This window comes from Streptomyces sp. NPDC059454 (genome assembly GCF_042749965.1).
In the GTDB taxonomy this organism is placed as follows: Bacteria; Actinomycetota; Actinomycetes; order Streptomycetales; family Streptomycetaceae; genus Streptomyces.
This window is the reverse complement of record NZ_JBHYVC010000002.1, coordinates 113519-132263: the sequence shown is the minus strand read 5'-3', so window position 1 is coordinate 132263 and position 18745 is coordinate 113519. Positions and strand designations below refer to the sequence as shown.

Genomic DNA, 18745 nt, shown 5'->3' with positions numbered 1-18745 from the left:
GGCGGACGCGGCCCCTACTTGTCCACCTCGTACTGGCCGACCTCGAGGAGGTACCGCAGCTCCTCGGGCGTACCGTCGATGACCTCCTCGGCCGCCGCGCGGAGCGCGTCGCTGATGTTCGGGTCGGCCAGCATGAGGGCGACGGCGACGCGGTCGTCCTCGGCCCGGGCGAGGCGGTAGCCGGTTTCGAGAAAGGCGCGGGCGGCTTCCGGGGTGTCTGTTTCGAGGGCTTCCGTGGCTTCGCGCTTGACGCCCTTGCCGGAGTCGGGGTCGGCCAGGATGCGGAGGATGGCGATGCGCAGCTCCTCGTCCGACATCTCGTCCACTGGCGTGCCGGGGTCGTCCGTCTCCGCCGCCGCCGTGACACCGACGGACGACGGCGCCGCGTCGGCGGCGAAGGCGGGACCGGTGAGAAGGAGGGCCGGCGCGAGCGCCGTGGCGGCCACCAGCAGAACACCGCGGGTCGGTCTCATGGACCAACCTGCCTTGTGAGTAAGGGCTTTCACAAAGACGGGCGAGCGTCGTCCCGAACACCCTTTCACAACCCCCGGTCGGAGATCACTGCCGGATCAAGGCAGTCCTGACGCCTGGTCATTGCCGGTGCGACCACAGCGTGACCCCGGCCGAACGGGGCCGGAGCCACGCTGTGGCGTCGCGGACCGAGCCGTTCGGAGGGTCAGTCGCAGGTGTTGGAGGTGTAGCTCGTGCTGTGCCACGCGCTGTTGTGGTAGATCCGGTACTTTCCGTCTGTCCGGTAGACGTCGAAGTGGTACCTCGCCCCCTGGTAACGGAGGTCCAGGGTCCCGCCCGAGGCCGTGCTGCCCGACAGGTAGCGCAACTTGCTGTCGGCGTAGCCGAAGGTGTTCGGGCCGACCTTGCCGTCCGCTTCGCTGAACGAGTCGGCGAGTCCCCAGCTCACCTGCAGCCGCTTGGTGGCGTGCTGCGTGTTGGACCCGAAGTGGCCGTCGATGTCCGAGGGGTCGAAGTCGGTGCCGTCCGACTCGTTGGCGCCCTCCGCCAGGAGGATGATCTGCCACAGGCAGGTGGCGTTCGAGCTGCTGTACGAGGACGTGGACAGGATGCCCTCGTCGCCGAAGTCGTCGGTGTACGTATCGGCGCCGCTGACGTATCCGCCGGAGGCCGAGGCGGAGGCGGGCGAGGCGCCCACGGCCAGAGCACCGGCGGCGAGCGCGGCGACGGCGGCGGCGCCCAGGCGAGTGCGTGTCGTACGGAGGTACATGGAGGTTCCTTCCCCGTTGGTCCGGTGGTGCTGGCGTTTCGCCGTGACCATGCTGGGCGGGGCGAGCGATCGGGGGTACCTGAAGAGTTTCAGGGTGCGTCTTCCGGGAGCTCGCACCACACTGTCTTGCCGGTCGGTGTCAGCCACACACCCCAGCGCTGTGCGAGCGCGTCGAGCAGCAGCAGGCCGCGGCCGCTCTCGTCGTCCTCGTCGGGGTGGCGCGCGATGAGCCAGGCGTGCGGGTCGGAATCGGTGAGTTCCACACGGGTACGGCCGTCCGCCGTGCGGACCAGACGGAGGGTCACCGGCGTGCCCTCGCCGACGTGGTCGATCACATTGGTCAGCAGCTCGCTGACGCAGAGCTGGACCTCGGGGCAGGGTGCGCCGAGGTGTTCGCGGACCGTCCGACGAACCTCGGGTACGGCCTTGGGGAGCGCGAGCAGTTCGAGCGTGAGCGGCTCGGTCACCGGCCGGCCGCCTTGCGCAGGGCGGCGGTCAGGGCACGGGCGGTGGCCGTGTTGCAGTTGCCGAGCGCGATGAGCGGCGGTGCGGCGTACGCGCCTGCGAAGGTCGGCAGGTCCACGGCGAGGGAGGGGAGCGTGATGCCGTGCGTCTTCAGCGCGGTGCGGAGTTGTTCGACACAGGTTTCCGTGTCGTCGGAGTGGTGCATGCCGTGCGCCTTTCTGCGGCCTGTGCGTTCCGTGACGAATCACTCACAGAGTGGCGTCGGGCGGCGTACCGTGAAAGGCCTTCGGATTGCGCACGGCAACCGGCAAACGGAGGTGGTGGGTTGTGCCCGCACGCAAGGACCCCGACGCGTCGACGAGCGTCCCCTGCTTCTACGGCGCCGAGTTGCGCTACAGGCGGGAGCAGGCGGGGTTGACGCTGGAGCAGTTGGCGGAGGGTAGTTTTCGCGGGCTCTCGTTCCTCAGCCAGATCGAGCGCGGTGAGCGGCGGATGCCGATCGATCTGGCCAAGCATGTCGACGAGCGGCTGGGGACCGATGGGTTCTTCCAGCGCCGGTGTGACGATGTCGCCAAGGCGCGACGGGCGGGCATCGCCGAGTACTTCGCGGATGTCGCCGAGCTGGAGCGGCGTGCGCGGACGATCGAGGACTGGGCCCCCATGCTCGTGCCCGGACTGCTTCAGACAAAGGCATACGCAACGGCGATCACGCGGGCGGCGCTGCCGCGTGCTTCAGACGCCAAGGTCGACGAGTTGGTGGCTGCCCGTCTGGAACGGGCTGCGCTCTTCGATGCCGAGATGCCGCCCAAGTTGTGGGCGATCCTGGACGAGTCGGTTGTCCGGCGTCGAGTCCTGTCGCCGACGGGCATGGTGGAACTACTGGAGCACATCGCCAAGGTGGTCAAGGTTACGCGCTCCATTGTGCAGATCGTTCCGACAACCGCGGACGCCCATCCGTTCATGATGGGGACGACGCGGATCATGACCTTCGTGGACGCGCCGCCGCTGGTGTACACGGAGGGGGTGCACCATGGCCAGCTCATCGACTTTCCTGCCCTCGTGATGGACCACCGGGAGTCGTACGATCTGCTCAGGGCCGCCGCGCTGGCGCCGGAGGCGTCCCTGGCCATGATCGAGGCAGCGGCAGAGGAATACCGGGATGAAGTCCAACAGCAGGATCGACTTGAGCTCTGCGCAGTGGCGGAGGAGCAGCTACAGCAACGGCACCGGAGGTGAATGCGTCGAAGTCGCCGACAACCTCCCCGGCCTCACCCCCGTCCGCGACTCCAAGAACCCCCAGGGCCCTGCCCTCCTCTTCGCGGCGGACGCCTGGAACCGCTTCGTCGCCTCCCTCGTGAACTAGTGCCGCATCAGGCAACGTTCGCCCTGTACAGGGCTACGGTGAAAGTCGAGTGCGAGACGTCCTGTCCATGGCCATGATGTGGATCATGACTGCGTACGTCGGCAATCCTGCCCGGCTCGGTGAGAGTCGTCTGCATGATGGACGGTTGCTTGGTTGGGCCGAGTGGGGGCCGTTGGACGGGGTTCCCGTTCTGTTGTGTCCGGGCGCGGCTACGAGCCGGTGGCTCGGTTTCGGCGCAGGGGTCGTCGAGGCGCTGGGAGTGCGTCTTGTCTCTGTGGACCGCCCGGGGCTCGGTGCCTCAACACCTGCGCCCGGCCGGACCTTCTCCGACTTCGCTGGTGATATTCGGCAACTCTGCGTGCTGCGAGGGCTGGGGCATCCGGCTGTGGTCGGGAACTCACAAGGCGCGCCGTTCGCTCTCGCCTGTGCTGAGGAGGGTGTGGTCTCGGCACTGGCTGTCGTCTCCGGCGCGGATGAGGTCGCCGCGCCGGAGTTCGCTTCCGCTCTGCCGGAGGAACTGCGTGGCCTGGTCGAGCGGACCGCGTGCGACCCGGTTGGCGCCGAGGAGTTTTTCGCGGGCTTCACTGCGGATGGGATGTGGGGCATGGTCATGGACGGGAGTCCAGGGTGCGACCTCGCCGTGTACCAGGATCCTGATTTCGCGAAGGTTTACCGCAGGGCCTTGGACGAAGGCTTTGTTCAAGGTGCTGCTGGTTACGCCCGCGACGCGGTCCTGGCCATGGGGCGGTGGCCGTTCGCTCTCGACGAGATCACTGTCCCGGTCGAGATCTGGTACGGCGAACGGGACACCAGCCACTCGCCCGATAAGGGAGCACTGCTCGCTACCCGTATCCCCGGTGCGAACCACCGTGTCGTACCGGGAATCGGCGGCGCGTTGCTGTGGACACATTCCGAGTCGATCCTCACTTCGCTTCTTGAGAAGGCCACGACCGACCGGTAGGCGGCCGGCTCATGGCAGTGCCGGGACGTGAGGTGTGCGCTGTGCCGGACGGCCGATCCCCGTCAAGCTGTTACGGGTGCGGGTACGGGAGATCGACGGTGACGGAGGCAGACAGCTGTTGCGGATCATCCGCAGGGGTACCCGGTCGGTGGTGACCTGGCGGCGGGCACAGATGGTGCTGTTGTCCGCGCAGGGCATGCCCGTGATGAAGATCGCCGAGGTGACGTTCACCAGCGCGGACCGGGTCCGGGACGTGATCCACAACTTCAACACCGACGGCTTCGACTCCCTCTGCCCGAAGTACAAAGGCGGTCGGCCGAAGACCTTCACACTGCCCGAGCGGCGCGAGATCAAGAAGATCGCCATGCCCAAGCCGACCGAGCACGGCCTGCCGTTCTCGACTTGGAGCCTGGCCAAGCCGGCGGACTTCCTGGTTGCCGAGGGGGTGGTCGACGACATCAGCCACGAGGGCCTGCGCATCCTGCTCCGTGAGGAAGGCGTCTCCTTTCAACGAGTGAAGACCTGGAAGACCTCTCGCAATCCGGACCACGCGACCAAGAAGGCACGGGTCGAGCACCTGTACGCGATCGCCGATGGCGAGGTCATTGCCGACGACGGCGAACCGGAAGTGGTGTTCTGTCTGGATGAGTTCGGGCCCCTGAGCCTCCAACCCCACCCGGGACGCCAGTGGGCCGAGCGCGACGGCAAACACAATGACCCCGACCGTGAGCCCAGGGCCAGGCGGCGCGCGACTTGCACCCGCCCCCACGGGGTGCGGCACCTGTTCGCCGCCTACGACCTGGCCAAGGACAAGCTCTACGGCCACATCAAGAAGACCAAGAACCGGTTGAAGTTCCTGGAGTTCTGCCGTTACCTGCGCACCCTCCATCCGCAGACAGTCCGCCTGGCGATCGTGTGCGACAACTACTCCCCGCACCTGACCACCAAGCGGTGCCGCCGGGTGGCGGACTGGGCCGAGGTCAACAACGTCGAGATCGCCTGCATCCCGACCAACTCCTCCTGGCTGAACCGCATCGAGGCCCAATTCACCGCCCTGCGCTACTTCACCCTCGACGGCACCGACCATCCCAGCCACAAAGAACAGGGCAGCATGATCCGCCGCTACATCATCTGGCGAAACCGCCACGCTGACGACCAGCAGCTACGAACCGTGGTCAACAGGGCGAACGTTGCCTGATGCGGCACTAGCCCGCCTTGCGCAGGGCGCGCCGCCGCCGGGGTTTCCACCGGGGCAACCGGGGTGGGCGCGAGGTGCCCGCGGCCCGCTCCACGCGACGCAGCAGCACCGCCGTGTCCGCGGTCCGGTCCTCGGGGGAGGGTGCCAGACAGTCCCGTACGATCTCCCGCCATTCCTCGGGGAGTCCGGAGGAGAGCCGCAGCTCCTCCGCGCCACGGGCGTAGCGCGTCGCCGCGTCGCCGCGCGCCTCCGTGGTGTCGCCCGGCAGCGGGAACGAACCCGCGAGGACGACGTGGGCCAGCACGCCGAAGGCCCAGATGTCGGCGGTGGGGCGGATCAGGGTGCCCCGCGCGTCGGTCTCCGGCCAGAGAAGTTCGGGCGGGGTGTAGTCCGGGGTGGCGAACGCGGGGGCGTAGGCGTGGGTGCCCTCCAGCTCGGCGGCCGTGTGGAAGTCGGCGAGCCGTACCGAACCGTCCGGCATCAGCAGCACGTTGGCCGGCTTCAGATCACCGTGCACCCACCCCGCCCGGTGCACGTGCGCCAGCCCCTCACAGATCTGCCTGAGCACGGCACCGGGCGACGGGACCGGACGCGGTAGGACGTCCAGTGACCGCTCGGCCCGTTCCAGTACGAGCACGGTGGCACCGTCGAGCTCCGGGTGGTCCGGGTCGTCCACGGTGAGGCTCTCGTACATCCGGACCAGCCGTGGCGAGTGGAGCCGGCTGAGGAAGTCGATTTCACGCTCGGCCGGTTCACGCGCGTGATGCCGTCGGCTACGGGTGCGGGTGCCGGTGGGCAGGACCTTCAACGCCGCTCGGCGGGGGAGTTCCGCCGGGCCCTCTTCGACGAGCCGTCCGGCGTGGACGGTGGCGAACGCACCCGAGCCCAGGGGCTCGCCGACCTCCCAGCGCCCGATCCGGTAACCCCCCGGGACAGCGACGGTGTGCGGCCGGCCGCCGGTCACAGCCGCACCTTGCCCGTGTGCGCGGCGAGCACGACAAGGTCGTCCTCGCGGAGCAGATCGAAGCGGAGTGCCAGCGACACGAGGGATTCCTTCTTGCCGCTCAGGCGCTGACCCGGCTGCGCCGTGTCGGGGCTCGGTCGCAGCCGCAGCTTGAGTGCGAGGTAGTCGATGTTCCAGTAGACGGTGGAGCGGTTGACCGTCGGCCAGACCGGGGCCAGCCGCTCGACGAGTTGCTCGACGGTCGGCAGGGGAGCGTGCGGCTCGCCACGCAGGCGGGGTTCGCACAGGGCGGCCAGCACCGCGAAGTACCGCCTGGTGCGGTCGAGCGTGAACGCCGGAGTGGTGAGAGCGCCAGGGACTTCGTGCCGGGTGGCGCTGCGGAAGGTGTGTCGCGGCGCCCAGACGTCGAAGGTCAGCAGGTCCCCAGCGGCGGGCAGGACGACACGGGCGAACTCGAACGGTACCGGTGCGTCCATACGGCCCGGCGCGACCTTGATGTGCTCGCCGGCGCCCTCCGGGTTCTCGACGACGTACGTCTGGTCCTCGCTGCGGTTGTTCAGCAGCCAGAAGTTCCGGTGCGCGGTGATCTCCCCGGCGGTCCGGGGCACCCCCTCGTGCGCGATGGTGAGGCCGTGGGCCTTCTCGCCCCGGCCGAAGGCGACCTGCTCACCGGTGGCGATCCTGATCTGGTCGGCCGGTCTTGCGCAGGCCGGCGGCACGACGATGACGCTGTACATGGATTCGTTCCCCCTGTCGGATCCATTACGGTCACACGGCCTGAAAACATCTCCCTTCCGGATCGGTCGGTCTTTTCGGATGGTTGTCGAGAGACGGCGGGGCCGGGCCGTGCTGTCGGGGCTGAGGGTGAAAGCCGAGCCCTGTGAGGGAGAACGCGATGTCCCGCACTCGGCAGAAACCCTTCAGCAAGCTTGTTGAGCCTTTGTATAGGGTCCGTTGATTCCCGCCTCCTACGATCGCTCATCCGACGACGTCCGGCCATGCCGTTGCGCTGCAGAGCAAAAGCTCAGTCCATAGGGGGGAACGAGATGCTCCGCATCCATTTCAGCGACGCCGACCTGGGCAGGACCAAGATCGCCGCAGCCCCGGACCCTCTCTGGGAAGTCGCTGCCAGCCTGCACCGGTTGCAGAGCCGGAGAGGGCGTTGGGCCTATGCCGCGTGGTATCGCACGGCGCGGGAGCGGATGCAGGGGCAGGGGCTGGAGCGCCTCGTACGCGGCGTGCTCCTCCCGCTGTACCCGAGGGCCGCGTACTTCCCGGACTTCCTGACGCCGGCCCAGGGCATGGGCGGCTGGGACTCCGGGGTCGAGGCCATGCTGGCCACTTCACCGAGGCGCGTCCGTGAGGAGATGACCATCCTCGACCGGACCGTCGGAGCGCCTTTGTGGGCCGCGCGGTTGGCCGGGCTCGAGGAGCGCAGGGAGTTCGTGGGGATGCTCCACGCGTACTGCGAGGCTGTCGTCGTCCCGTACAAGGAGCAGGTGCAGGCCCGTATCGAGGGTGAGCGGGCAGTGCGCCGCCGCGGGCTGCTGGACGGAGGTGTGGAAGGCATGCTCGCCGGCCTCGGGCCGATGATGCGCTGGCGTCCTCCCGTCCTGGAGGTCAGGTATCCCAAGCAGGCGGCAGACCGCGACCTGTACCTGAACGGCCGTGGGATCACGCTCGTCCCCTCCTACTTCAACTGGGGAGAGCCGGTCGCCTTCGCGGATCCCGAGCTGCCGCCGGTGCTCCGGTACTCGCTGCTCCATGAACCGGCCGGGCCAGACGGTCCCGGTGACGCCGGCGGTCCGGGGCGGTCCCTGAGCAACCTGCTCGGGCGCGCTCGTGCGATCGCCCTGCACGCCGCGTCGACCGGTGCGACGACCGGTGAGATCGCGCGCGCCGCCGGCGTCTCGGCGTCCGCCGCGAGCAGACACGCCACCGCCCTGCGCGACGCGGGCCTCGTCACCACCGTCCGGAACGGGCCGTCCGTGCTGCACACCCTCACTCCGACGGGTGCCTCCGTGCTGCGCGCCGCGCTGCGGAAGGCGAACGAGGACACCACGGGCACTCCGGCCTGAGCCGGAGACGACCGTCATGCCGCTTTCGCCGTTCCCGGATCCGCTCGCCCCGGACGCACCAGGGCCGTGTCCCCCCGGATGGGTGGGACACGGCCCTGGTGGTGGTGTGCTCGGAGCGGTCGCCCTCAGTAGCGCGGGCGGTTGAACCAGGCGCTGCCCGCGGCGTTGCCGACGAACACGGCGATCAGGATCGCCAGCACCGTGTGGATCAGGCCCACGAGGATGAAGGGGTAGATGCCGAGGATGGCGGTGATGATGCCGAAGATCAGCGCGGTGATGCGGACGCCGTTGCCACCCTTGCCGAACTTGACGGCCAGCACGAGCGCGAACACGCCCCACGCCAGCGCGAACAGGGTCAGACCCCAGAGCAGGCCGGACGAGTAGTCGGCGAGCTGCTCGAACGCGGGATCCTCACTCAGCGTCGGGTCGTCCTTCGCGGCCTCCACGCCTACGGCACTGATCGCGAACAGCGCCACGCCGACGAGCTGCAGGGCCACGATGACCCACAGCAGCACGCGTGCCGTGCTCACCGTTCCCGGCATGGACGTCGGCACCGGGGCGCCGGGGTAGGCACCCACCGGCGGCGCCGCCGGGTAGCCGTACCCCTGCTGGGGCTGCTGCGGGTGGCCGTAGCCGGGCGGCTGACCCTGCGGGGCACCATAGGGGTTGTTCGGGTCGCCGAAACTCATGGCGGTTCTTCCTCCGTTGCGCTTGCGGGTGCGGGGACGACGCGAGACTCGGCGCGGAGGACGTTCTACAGATGCGGTTCGTCCCCCCGGTTCTGCCCGCGGCACTGTGCCCTCATCGTTCTTGACCGTTCCTTTCCTTGTCCAGGCGTAAGCCGTATGTGTTGTGCAAGTGCAACATCACGATCTTGGCCGGAAACGGGTGATACGTGATCCGAGGGCGCCGTGGCCGCCCGGAATGCGGGCGGATTGGAACCAGGGCCCGGTCATCCGCGAGGATGGGGCCATGACCGCCCAGATTCTCGATGGCAAGGCCACCGCAGCCGAGATCAAGTCCGATCTGACCGCCCGCGTGGCGGCGCTGAAGGAGAAGGGCGTCACGCCCGGCCTCGGCACCATCCTCGTCGGGGAGGACCCCGGCAGCCAGAAGTACGTCGCCGGGAAGCACCGCGACTGCGCCCAGGTGGGCATCGCCTCCATCCAGCGGGAACTGCCGGGTACGGCCACGCAGGAGGAGATCGAGGCGGTCGTCCGCGAGCTGAACGGGGACCCCGCCTGCACCGGTTACATCGTCCAGCTGCCGCTGCCCAAGGGCATCGACGAGAACCGCATCCTCGAACTGATGGACCCGGGCAAGGACGCCGACGGCCTCCACCCGATGAACCTCGGCCGTCTCGTGCTCAACGAGCCGGCCCCCCTGCCCTGCACCCCCAACGGCATCATCACCCTGCTGCGCCGCCACGGCGTGGAGATCAAGGGCGCCGAGGTCGTGGTCGTCGGGCGCGGCGTGACCATCGGGCGCCCGATGCCCCTGCTGCTGACCCGGCGCAGCGAGAACGCCACGGTGACCCAGTGCCACACCGGCACCCGCGACCTGGCGGCCCACCTCCGGCGCGCGGACATCATCGTGGCCGCCGCGGGCAGCGCCCATCTGATCCGCCCCGAGGACGTCAAGCCCGGTGCGGCCGTCCTCGACGTCGGTGTCTCCCGCAACGCCGAGGGCAAGATCATGGGCGACGTCCACCCGGGTGTGGCCGAGGTGGCCGGCTGGGTCGCCCCGAACCCCGGCGGCGTCGGTCCGATGACCCGGGCCCAGCTGCTGGTCAACGTGGTCGAGGCGGCGGAGCGCAGTGTCGGCTGAGCGCGGTACCCCGGACGTCCCGGACACCTCCGAGGAGCGGGAGCGGGCCGGGGAGATCACGGTCCGCGACCCCGTCAGCGCGCCCGACGCCGACGGCAGGCCGCGCCGCACCACCCGCCGGTTCCCCCTGTTCACCAGGGACACCGCGCGCCCCGAGGGCGGGGGCAGGGCGGCCCCCGGCGACGCCCCCGCGCCCGCCCGTCAGTGGCCGATCCTCTGCGTGCTGCTCACGGTCGGACTGGGGCTGCTGCTGACCGCGCTGGACCAGTTCCGGCTGGGCACGCTGCTGGTCGGCGTGGCCCTGCTGGCCGGGTCCGTGCTGCGCTGGCTGGTGCCGGACGTCGGCATGCTCGCGGTGCGCTCCCGCTTCACGGACATCGTCACGTACGGCGGGCTGGGCCTGGTGATCGTGCTGCTGGCGCTGATGATGCAGCCGAAGCCGCTGCTGGAGATCCCGTTCCTGAAGGACACACTGCACTTCACGGTCGACAGTTAGCCGGAGGCGACCCCGCGCGAACGGCGGCCCGTCCTCACCCCCGTGAGAGGACGGGCCGCCGCCGTGCACACACTCCTGCACGGCGAAGGGCCTGTTCAACGGCTGTCCGGCCGCTGTGGCACGGAAGTGACCGTTCCGCTACGCTCCCCGGAATCCCCGCACAGCCTTGCGACGCTTCCGTATGTGACCGACCGGTGTCGATGTATTGACAAACATGCGGTTGTACGACGAAGTGGTGGGACAGTGGACCGGCGTGAACAAACGGGACGGTCCGGGTGTCCCGCGTGCGGGTGCCCGGTTCCGTTCGGCCGAGGGGGGCGACCGATGGGACACTGGACCGCGAGTGAGCGGGCGTGCGACGGTGCCTGCCCGCGGCCCTGATGCTCCCGTGCGCCCCCGCCCCGGGAACTGAGACCCTGCCCGGCGGCATCCTCGTGGGTAGCCACAACGGGGACTCGGCAAGGGGCACCATGCACGAGGGAACAACCAGTACCAACCGGGGGGAAGAGGGGGGAAGCAATGCCTCGTTGGAAGGCCTTGCCGGATGAACTCGATCCGCAGATCAGGGAGTTCACGAGCCAGCTCAGGAGGGTCGTGGACCGTAGCGGCCTGAGCGTCGCGTCGGTCTCCGACCGCACGGGCTACAGCAAGACGTCCTGGGAGCGGTATCTGAACGGCCGGCTGCTCGCGCCCAAGGGCGCGATCGTGGCCCTGGCCGAGGTCACCGGGACCAATCCGATGCACCTCACCACCATGTGGGAGCTCGCCGAGCGTGCCTGGAGCCGCTCGGAGATGCGTCACGACATGACGATGGAGGCGATCCGGATCTCGCAGGCGCGCGCCGCGCTCAGCGAGGTCGCCGGCCCGTCCGCCGGCTCGGGCGGCAGACCCGCCCGCAAGGGCGGGGCCGCGGTCCGGCCGGGCGTCGCGGGGCCGGCCGGGGTCGTGCCGGGCGTGCCGCCGCAGCCGACCGCCTCGGACGTGCGCGACGCCACCGGTGGCGTGCGGGAGGACAGCGCGCGGGACGGTTCGTCCGGGACGAACTCCTGGGGGGTCGCCGCCCCCGCCGGGTCGCCGCAGCCGGGCCGTCGCGGTTCCGGGGTCGCGCCGCCTTTCGTGGGCGAGCGCACGCCGGGCGCGTACGGCGCGCCGCCCCCGGGTGCGTCCGGTCACGGACGCCCGGGCGGCTCCGGCCGTTCCGGCGGCAAGCGGCGGACGTCGACGTTCATCGCCGGAGCGGTGGGAGCGCTGGTGGTGATCGCCGCCGCGTTCTACGTCACCGGCACCGAGGGCGACAAGAAGGAGGACGAGGCCCGGAAGTCCCCCTCGCCCACCGCCACCGCCAGTGTCGACCTGCCCCCCGGCGTGAAGTGCAGCGGTGACAGTTGCGCGGGCAAGGACGCCGAGGCCATGGGGTGCAGCGGCGACCTGGTGACCACGACCCGGACCGCGACGGTCGGCGCCACCACGGTGGAGGTCCGTTACAGCGAGACCTGCGCCGCGGCCTGGGGACGCATCACGCAGGGTGCGCAGGGGGACGAGGTCGAGATCAGCGCGGGCACGGCGAAGAAGCAGAGCGACGGCATCACCGCCGCCGGTGACACGGTGGCGTACACCCCGATGATGCCGGTGGAGAACGCGACGGACGCGAAGGCCTGCGTGGTACTGGCCGCCACCGGTGAGAAGGGCTGCACCGAGTAGCGTCCCGCACATGGCCCGACACGCCACATGTATGGGTCCATATGGACTCATGCATGTGGGGAAAATGTGGGGATGCGCATGGTGCGGCAAAAGGCGGGCACGCGGAGAGTACCCCCACGGGAATCCGGCACGGTCGGTCCCCGACGGCGGCCGCCCCGCCCCCACCTCTCCCGGGCGGAGCGGCCGCCCTTCCTGTGTCCGCCCGGGCGCCCGCGTACCCGGGCCGTCACTCTGTGGGACGGGCCACAGGGAGCCCGGCGGTCCGCGCCCGTGGATGCGCGATAGCCTGACCGCTGGATCTCTCTTGACGCCAAGAGATCGATCATTCGAACCGATGATCGATCACCGTGGTGGACGCCGGTCACGAGCCGGAGCGGGATCCCGCACCCCGGGGCAGGGACCGCCCCACCGCCAGCTGTCATACGGAGAACGCCATGACCCGCACTCCCGTGAACGTCACCGTCACCGGCGCGGCCGGCCAGATCGGTTACGCCCTGCTCTTCCGCATCGCCTCCGGCCAGCTGCTCGGCGCGGACGTGCCGGTCAAGCTGCGCCTGCTGGAGATCACCCCGGCGCTCAAGGCCGCCGAGGGCACGGCCATGGAGCTGGACGACTGCGCGTTCCCGCTCCTGCAGGGCATCGACATCACGGACGACCCGAACGTGGCCTTCGACGGCGCCAACGTCGGCCTCCTCGTGGGCGCCCGCCCGCGCACCAAGGGCATGGAGCGCGGTGACCTCCTCGAGGCCAACGGCGGCATCTTCAAGCCGCAGGGCCAGGCCATCAACGCCCACGCCGCGGACGACATCAAGGTCCTGGTCGTTGGCAACCCGGCCAACACCAACGCCCTGATCGCCCAGGCCGCCGCCCCGGACGTACCCGCCGAGCGGTTCACCGCCATGACCCGCCTGGACCACAACCGCGCGCTGACCCAGCTCTCGAAGAAGACCGGCGTCCCGGTCTCCGAGATCAGGAAGCTGACGATCTGGGGCAACCACTCCGCCACCCAGTACCCCGACATCTTCCACGCCACGGTCGCCGGCAAGAACGCCGCCGAGGTCGTGAACGACGAGAAGTGGCTGGCCGAGGACTTCATCCCGACCGTCGCCAAGCGCGGTGCCGCGATCATCGAGGCCCGTGGCGCCTCCTCGGCCGCCTCCGCCGCCAACGCCGCCATCGACCACGTGTACACCTGGGTCAACGGCACCGCCGACGGCGACTGGGCCTCCATGGGCATCCCGTCGGACGGCTCCTACGGTGTCCCGGAGGGCCTGATCTCCTCCTTCCCGGTCACCGTGAAGGACGGGAAGTACGAGATCGTCCAGGGCCTGGAGATCAACGAGTTCTCCCGCGCCCGCATCGACGCCTCCGTCAAGGAGCTCGAGGAGGAGCGCGAGGCGGTCCGCGGCCTCGGCCTCATCTGATCGGGCCCGAGGCCTCCGCAGGGCCCCGCGCCGGTTCGTCCGGCGCGGGGCCCTGCGCGTGCCCGGGGCCCCGTACGTGACCCCACTCGGCAATCCGGTTCGCCGGGACGCCCGCTTCCCCTATGCTGATCCCCCGTCACTTTGAGTGTCAGCCGCGCCGATTCGCGCATCGGGGGATTCGCGTGAGCACTGCCCATGTGCCGAAGCAACCACAGCACACCGGCGCACCGGCGCCGTCCGACCCACCGCCCGCACCACCGCACGCCAGCGAGGCGTCCCGCCTGCTGTGCGCGGGCGTCTACCTGGACTCCGGCTACCGCGACCAGGTCATCGAGCAGCTGTACCTCAACGAGCAGCGCGTCGTCGCGCCCTCGCTCGGCTTCGACGCCGCCCGCGTCCTCGCGCACGCGCTGCGCGCCCGGCGCCAGGAGCTGCTGTGGGCGGCGGCCGTCCTCGGACTGTGGGTGGTGGGCGGACCGCTCAGCGGCGGCCTGCTCGCCTTCTTCCTGTGGCCCAGCCTGCTGCTCGCCGCCGCACCCCTGCTCCGCGGGCGGGCCGAGCAGCCGCCCTGGTACCGCTGGCTCGCCGCGTTCCTGGCGCGCTGGAGCGGCCGTGTGCTCACCGGGCTCGCCCTGCTGACGCTGGGGACGGTCGCCTTCGGCGGCGGCGCGGACGACGACTCCGGGTACGGATCCTCGTACGGGTCCGGCGGGGACGACGTGCTGGAATCGTTCACCGACACCTTCGCGACCCTGGCCGAACCGTGGCAGGCCTGGCTCGGGATCGGTGTGCTCGTCTGCATCGGCCTGTGCACGGCGGCCCAGCGCAACCAGTTCGCCCGCGCCCTCGCCGCCGAACTGTCCCCGCGGCGTTTCCCGGACGCCGCCGGCGACCCCGCCGAGCAGGCCGACGGACAGCGGTTCCGGCGGCTGATGCACCGCATCCGGCTGGAACAGCACACGCCGCTGGTCATGTACCACGAGGCGCGGCCGTTCTGCGGGGCGGGCGCGGCGTACGACACCTGGGTGCTCGCCGTGGAACTGCGGCCGGACGAGGAGAGCGAGCAGCAGCCGCTCAGCAACCGCGCGATCCTCGACCGGATCCGGCCCCTGCTGGAGCAGCTGCGCGTGCCCGCCGAGTACGCGGGCCCCGGAGTACGGGACCGGCTGCGCCGTCTGGAGATCGACGAGTGCGTGTTCCTGCCCGTCGAAGGACTCCTCGGCCGCGACCAGGCGCCCTACGGCCCGGTGGAGTTCGAGCAGCACCGGGGGCGGGCCGTCGAGGAGGGCGGCGAGAAGCGCCGGCACTTCCTGCGCATCCGCGTCGGCGGCTGGGAGGAGGAACTGGTCGTCACGGTCTTCGTGCGCGTCCACACGCAGGGCCGGATGCTCATGCTGGAGATCGCCCCGCACGTGCTGACACCGGTCCGCGCGGACTTCAAGGACGCCGACCGCACCTCGCACCGGTTCCGCAACGACAACCCGCTCGGCCGGACCGCCGGTGCCGCCGTCCTGGTGCCCGGCTCCGTGGGCCGCTCGCTGGTGACGCTCGGCCGGGGCGCGGTGTACGTGTGGCGGCTGCTGACCGGCGGATACGCGCACGCGCTGCCCGACGGTCCGGCCCTCTCGGTGCGGGAGCTGGCCTCGGCGCCCGCCGGTTCCACCTTCCAGGAGATGGACGTCGCCCGGTACCTCAGGAGTGTCCAGGACCGCATCGGGCGCGGGGTGCGGCTGGCCCTGGCCGAGGCCGGCTACGAGACCGGCGAGTTCGTGCAGAAGATCGTCAACATCAGCAACGGCGCGGTGCACATCGGCCGCGCCGACAACTCCTCGTTCGCCTTCGGTGACCACGCGCGCGCCGAGACCACGACCGGCGGCTCGCAGCCGCAGAAGGGATCCGATTAGCGATGGCACCCAACGAGCCGAACGTCAGCATCGGCCGCGCCGACAACTCCTCGTTCGCCTTCGGCGACCACGCCCGGGCCGAGACCCGCAACGCCGCCCCCGCGGTGCGCGACGAGTCCGCCGAGCAACTGCTGGCGGCCGTGCGGGAACTCCGCGGCGACCTGGCCCGGCTGCGGGAGAACGAGCAGGCCGCCCGGCTGGACGAGACCCTCGCCGAGACCGAGGAGGAGATCACCCGGACCGGAACGGCCGGTGAGGGCCGCCTCGGGCGGCTGCGGGAGGTGCTCACGGACGCGCAGAACATCGTGGCGCTGTTCGCGTCGGCGGGGGCCGTCGCCGGAATGCTGGGAATGTGAGAGGGACGCGATGAGCGGGGGACAGCGGTACTGGAACGAGGACACCCAGCGCTGGGAGGACGGCGGCGACGGCGCCGCACCGGTCACCCCGCCGCCCCCGCCGCGTCCGGAGTTCCTGCCGGCCGCTCCGGCCGCGCCGACGAGCGCGGCGCCCGCGCCGGACGACGTGTCGACGGGCGGTGTGCCGGCGGGCGGCGTACCGGGTCCTACCGCGGGTCACGGAGCCTGGTCCAGCCCCGAGCTGCCGCACGGCGCCGCCTGGCCGCCCGCCGAGCCGGTGCAGCCCGTCGGCCGGGGTCCCGGCCGACGGCTCCTGTGGGGCGTGCTGGGCGGGGCCGCCGCGGTCGGGGTCGCCGCGGCGCTGCTGCTGACGCTGGTCGTCGGGGACGACGCGGCGGACGGCGGGCCCGGCTCCCGCGACGACCACGCGGCCGGCTCCGGCCCGACACCGACCGGCGACGTGCCCCCCGGCCCGTCGGACGTGGGCACGGCCGCCGCCGAACCCACCGAGGGCGTCACGGACTCCCCCTCCGGCCAGGCGTCCGGACTCCCGGCCGACTACGAGCTCCACACCGACGCCGAGGGCTTCACCGTCGCCCGCCCGCTGGGCTGGACGCGCGAGGCCGTGCCCTCCCAGCACGGCCTGGACGTCGTCAACTACCGCAGCGCCGACGGTTACCGCCGCCTCCAGGTGTACGAGGTCGCGGAGTCCTCGCCCGAGGAGTCCTTCGACCTGTTCCTGTCCGACAGCACGCCGAAGGCCGACGGCTTCGAGAAGGTCGCCCTGGAGCCGGTCGACGAGGGCGGCGTCTCCGGGTTGCGGCTGGAGTACCGGGCCGACTCCCTGCGGGGCGAGCCGGACGTCGGCAGCTGGCACGTCCAGGACGTGCGCTTCCGCGCGCCGGGCGACGGCAAGGTGTACGCGATCGCCGCGTACGGCCCGCCCACCGACGGCATCGACCCCGAACTGCACCTGGCGCTGACGGCCGCCGCCCACTTCTGCCCCCCGAACACCACCTGCCAGTAGGCCCGAACCGGGGTTTCCCAACCGAACCCAAGCCTTTTGCCCCGTTTCACCCCCATGTTCCGTGACCCAGAGCACTTCCGGCCGTCGATTGCGCATGCACCGGTGGCCGAAGGGCAGGCGCACCCGGTCCCGTGGATGACATCCGTGTGATCCACGGGTGCTGAACAGGAACGGAAGGCGGAAGACCGATCATGGCGGACAGTACGGAACTCCAGGCGCGGGACACCATCCACGCGGGGGGCGAGTGGCGGGCGGCCGTCTCGGGGGCCACGCGCGAGATCCTCGACCCCGCGGACGCCCTGCCGTTCGCCGTGGTCGCGGAGGGCGACGAGCAGGACGCCGACCTCGCGGTGGCCGCCGCCCGCCGTGCCTTCGACGAGGGTCCGTGGCCGCACGCCCCCGTCGCCGAACGGGCCGCGCTGCTGCGCCGCGTCGCGGGCCTGCTTCTGCGGGACCGGGAGGAACTCGGCCTGCTGGAGAGCCGGGACGCGGGCAAGACCGTCGAGGAGGGGCGCGTCGACATCGACTGTGTCGCCGACGCCTTCCGCTACTTCGCCGACCTGGTCGCCGGAGAGGCGCCCGGACGCGTCGTCGACGCGGGCTCACCCGACGTCCACAGCGTCGTCGTGCACGAGCCGGTCGGCGTCTGCGCGCTGATCACGCCCTGGAACTACCCCCTGCTCCAGGCCAGTTGGAAGATCGCCCCCGCGCTCGCGGCCGGCAACACCTTCGTGGTCAAGCCCAGCGAGATCACCCCGCTCACCACGGTCGCCCTCATCGACCTGCTGACCGAGGCCGGACTGCCGGCCGGGGCCGCCAACATCGTCACCGGCCCCGGTCACACCGTCGGCGCCCGGCTCGCCGAGCACCCCGACGTCGACCTGGTCTCCTTCACCGGCGGCCTGATCAGCGGCACGAAGGTAGCCCAGGCAGCCGCTCCGGGCGTGAAGAAGGTCGCCCTCGAACTCGGCGGCAAGAACCCCAACGTCGTCTTCGCCGACGCCTGCGCCACCGACGAGGGCTTCGACACCGCCGTCGACCAGGCCCTCAACGCCGCCTTCATCCACAGCGGCCAGGTCTGCTCGGCGGGCGCCCGGCTCATCGTCGAGGAGTCGGTCCGGGACCGCTTCGTCACCGAACTCGCCCGCCGTGCCGGGAAGATCAGGCTCGGCCGGGGCACCGAGGACGGCGTCGAGTGCGGACCGCTGGTCTCCGAGCAGCAGCGCGCGAAGGTCGAGGCGTACGTCGAGTCCGCGCTCGAGGAGGGCGCGGTGCTGCGCTCCGGCGGCAAGCGTCCCGCACCGTCCGCCGAACGCCCCGAGCACGGCTACTTCTACGAGCCGACCGTCCTCGACCGCTGCCACCGCGAGATGAAGGTCGTACGCGAGGAGGTCTTCGGCCCGGTCCTCACCGTCGAGACCTTCCGCACCGAGGACGAGGCCGTCGCCCTCGCCAACGACACCGAGTACGGGCTGGCCGGCGCCGTATGGACCGCCGACGCGGGCCGCGCCCGCCGCGTGGCCGGACGGCTGCGCCACGGCACCGTGTGGATCAACGACTTCCACCCCTACCTCCCCCAGGCGGAGTGGGGCGGCTTCGGCAGGAGCGGAGTGGGCCGCGAACTCGGCCCGGCCGGTCTCGCCGAGTACCGCGAGACCAAGCACGTCTACCAGAACCTGGCGCCGAAGCCGGTGCGCTGGTTCGCGGGCTGAACCACGGACCGCCGGGCGGCGCCCCCTGC

19 protein-coding genes and 1 pseudogene are annotated in these 18745 nt (G+C 70.9%); 13 read left to right on the top strand and 7 right to left on the bottom strand.

What is annotated here, in order from left to right; genetic code table 11:
- Window positions 1–14: 14 nt before the first annotated feature.
- The 4 genes from ACFXAE_RS01985 to ACFXAE_RS01970 all read right to left on the bottom strand — a co-directional run bounded on the left by ACFXAE_RS01985 (window position 15) and on the right by ACFXAE_RS01970 (window position 1910).
- Window positions 15–473 (bottom strand): ALF repeat-containing protein, encoded by a 459-nt coding sequence (locus ACFXAE_RS01985; protein WP_384706664.1) that lies wholly within the window; start codon window positions 471–473, stop codon window positions 15–17.
- Between the two features lie 203 nt (window positions 474–676).
- On the bottom strand, window positions 677–1240 hold the full coding sequence (locus ACFXAE_RS01980) for a peptidoglycan-binding protein (RefSeq protein WP_384706662.1): 564 nt from the start codon (window positions 1238–1240) through the stop codon (window positions 677–679).
- Between the two features lie 89 nt (window positions 1241–1329).
- A complete protein-coding gene (locus tag ACFXAE_RS01975) occupies window positions 1330–1707 on the bottom strand; it encodes an ATP-binding protein (RefSeq protein WP_384706660.1) in 378 nt (125 codons plus the stop codon).
- Window positions 1704–1910 carry a hypothetical protein gene (locus ACFXAE_RS01970; protein WP_384706658.1) on the bottom strand — a complete coding sequence of 69 codons (207 nt, stop codon included), beginning with the start codon at window positions 1908–1910 and terminating at the stop codon, window positions 1704–1706. Before ACFXAE_RS01970 ends, ACFXAE_RS01975 begins: the two co-directional genes overlap by 4 nt.
- A 122-nt stretch (window positions 1911–2032) precedes the next feature.
- On the opposite strand from ACFXAE_RS01970, the gene ACFXAE_RS01965 reads away from it, so the two are divergent.
- The 4 genes from ACFXAE_RS01965 (at window position 2033) to ACFXAE_RS01950 (ending at window position 5227) form a co-directional block, all read left to right on the top strand.
- Entirely contained in the window at window positions 2033–2941 is a 909-nt protein-coding gene (locus ACFXAE_RS01965; protein ID WP_384706656.1) for a helix-turn-helix domain-containing protein, read from the top strand.
- Entirely contained in the window at window positions 2865–3068 is a 204-nt protein-coding gene (locus tag ACFXAE_RS01960; RefSeq protein ID WP_384706654.1) for a DUF397 domain-containing protein, read from the top strand. The genes ACFXAE_RS01965 and ACFXAE_RS01960 overlap by 77 nt, the downstream gene beginning before the upstream one ends.
- 85 nt (window positions 3069–3153) lie before the next feature.
- Entirely contained in the window at window positions 3154–4029 is an 876-nt protein-coding gene (locus tag ACFXAE_RS01955) for an alpha/beta fold hydrolase (protein WP_384706652.1), read from the top strand.
- 115 nt (window positions 4030–4144) lie between these two features.
- Window positions 4145–5227, top strand: a complete 1083-nt coding sequence (locus tag ACFXAE_RS01950; RefSeq protein ID WP_384706881.1) for an IS630 family transposase — start codon at window positions 4145–4147, stop codon at window positions 5225–5227.
- A 28-nt stretch (window positions 5228–5255) separates the two neighbouring features.
- Here the strand turns inward: ACFXAE_RS01950 and ACFXAE_RS01945 are convergent.
- Window positions 5256–6191, bottom strand: a pseudogene (locus tag ACFXAE_RS01945) (serine/threonine-protein kinase); the annotation flags it as partial.
- Window positions 6188–6928, bottom strand: coding sequence for an FHA domain-containing protein (locus ACFXAE_RS01940; RefSeq protein WP_384706650.1), 741 nt, complete (start codon window positions 6926–6928; stop codon window positions 6188–6190). The pseudogene ACFXAE_RS01945 and the gene ACFXAE_RS01940, both read right to left, overlap by 4 nt.
- A gap of 309 nt (window positions 6929–7237) precedes the next feature.
- Here ACFXAE_RS01940 and ACFXAE_RS01935 point away from each other — a divergent pair, with 309 nt between their 5' ends.
- Window positions 7238–8269 (top strand): ArsR family transcriptional regulator, encoded by a 1032-nt coding sequence (locus ACFXAE_RS01935; RefSeq protein ID WP_384706648.1) that lies wholly within the window; start codon window positions 7238–7240, stop codon window positions 8267–8269.
- Window positions 8270–8394: 125 nt separating this feature from the next.
- On the opposite strand, the gene ACFXAE_RS01930 is transcribed toward ACFXAE_RS01935, so the two are convergent.
- On the bottom strand, window positions 8395–8958 hold the full coding sequence (locus ACFXAE_RS01930) for a hypothetical protein (protein WP_384706646.1): 564 nt from the start codon (window positions 8956–8958) through the stop codon (window positions 8395–8397).
- A gap of 283 nt (window positions 8959–9241) precedes the next feature.
- Here ACFXAE_RS01930 and ACFXAE_RS01925 point away from each other — a divergent pair, with 283 nt between their 5' ends.
- The 8 genes from ACFXAE_RS01925 (at window position 9242) to ACFXAE_RS01890 (ending at window position 18716) form a co-directional block, all read left to right on the top strand.
- Window positions 9242–10096: a bifunctional methylenetetrahydrofolate dehydrogenase/methenyltetrahydrofolate cyclohydrolase gene (locus tag ACFXAE_RS01925; protein WP_384706644.1), complete on the top strand. Its 855-nt coding sequence runs from the start codon at window positions 9242–9244 to the stop codon at window positions 10094–10096.
- Entirely contained in the window at window positions 10086–10592 is a 507-nt protein-coding gene (locus ACFXAE_RS01920) for a DUF3017 domain-containing protein (protein ID WP_384706642.1), read from the top strand. The genes ACFXAE_RS01925 and ACFXAE_RS01920 overlap by 11 nt, the downstream gene beginning before the upstream one ends.
- 519 nt (window positions 10593–11111) lie before the next feature.
- Window positions 11112–12293 (top strand): DUF2690 domain-containing protein, encoded by a 1182-nt coding sequence (locus tag ACFXAE_RS01915; RefSeq protein ID WP_384706640.1) that lies wholly within the window; start codon window positions 11112–11114, stop codon window positions 12291–12293.
- Between the two features lie 434 nt (window positions 12294–12727).
- The gene (locus ACFXAE_RS01910) at window positions 12728–13717 is read left to right on the top strand and encodes a malate dehydrogenase (protein ID WP_085572355.1); all 990 of its coding nucleotides are present in this window, start codon (window positions 12728–12730) and stop codon (window positions 13715–13717) included.
- 182 nt (window positions 13718–13899) lie between these two features.
- Window positions 13900–15621: a hypothetical protein gene (locus tag ACFXAE_RS01905; RefSeq protein ID WP_384706638.1), complete on the top strand. Its 1722-nt coding sequence runs from the start codon at window positions 13900–13902 to the stop codon at window positions 15619–15621.
- 2 nt (window positions 15622–15623) lie between these two features.
- Window positions 15624–15977, top strand: coding sequence for a hypothetical protein (locus ACFXAE_RS01900; protein WP_384706636.1), 354 nt, complete (start codon window positions 15624–15626; stop codon window positions 15975–15977).
- A gap of 10 nt (window positions 15978–15987) precedes the next feature.
- Complete coding sequence (locus tag ACFXAE_RS01895) at window positions 15988–17004, top strand: hypothetical protein (protein ID WP_384706634.1); 1017 nt, start codon at window positions 15988–15990, stop codon at window positions 17002–17004.
- Window positions 17005–17195: 191 nt separating this feature from the next.
- Entirely contained in the window at window positions 17196–18716 is a 1521-nt protein-coding gene (locus tag ACFXAE_RS01890) for an aldehyde dehydrogenase family protein (protein WP_384706632.1), read from the top strand.
- The last annotated feature ends 29 nt before the right edge of the window (window positions 18717–18745 follow it).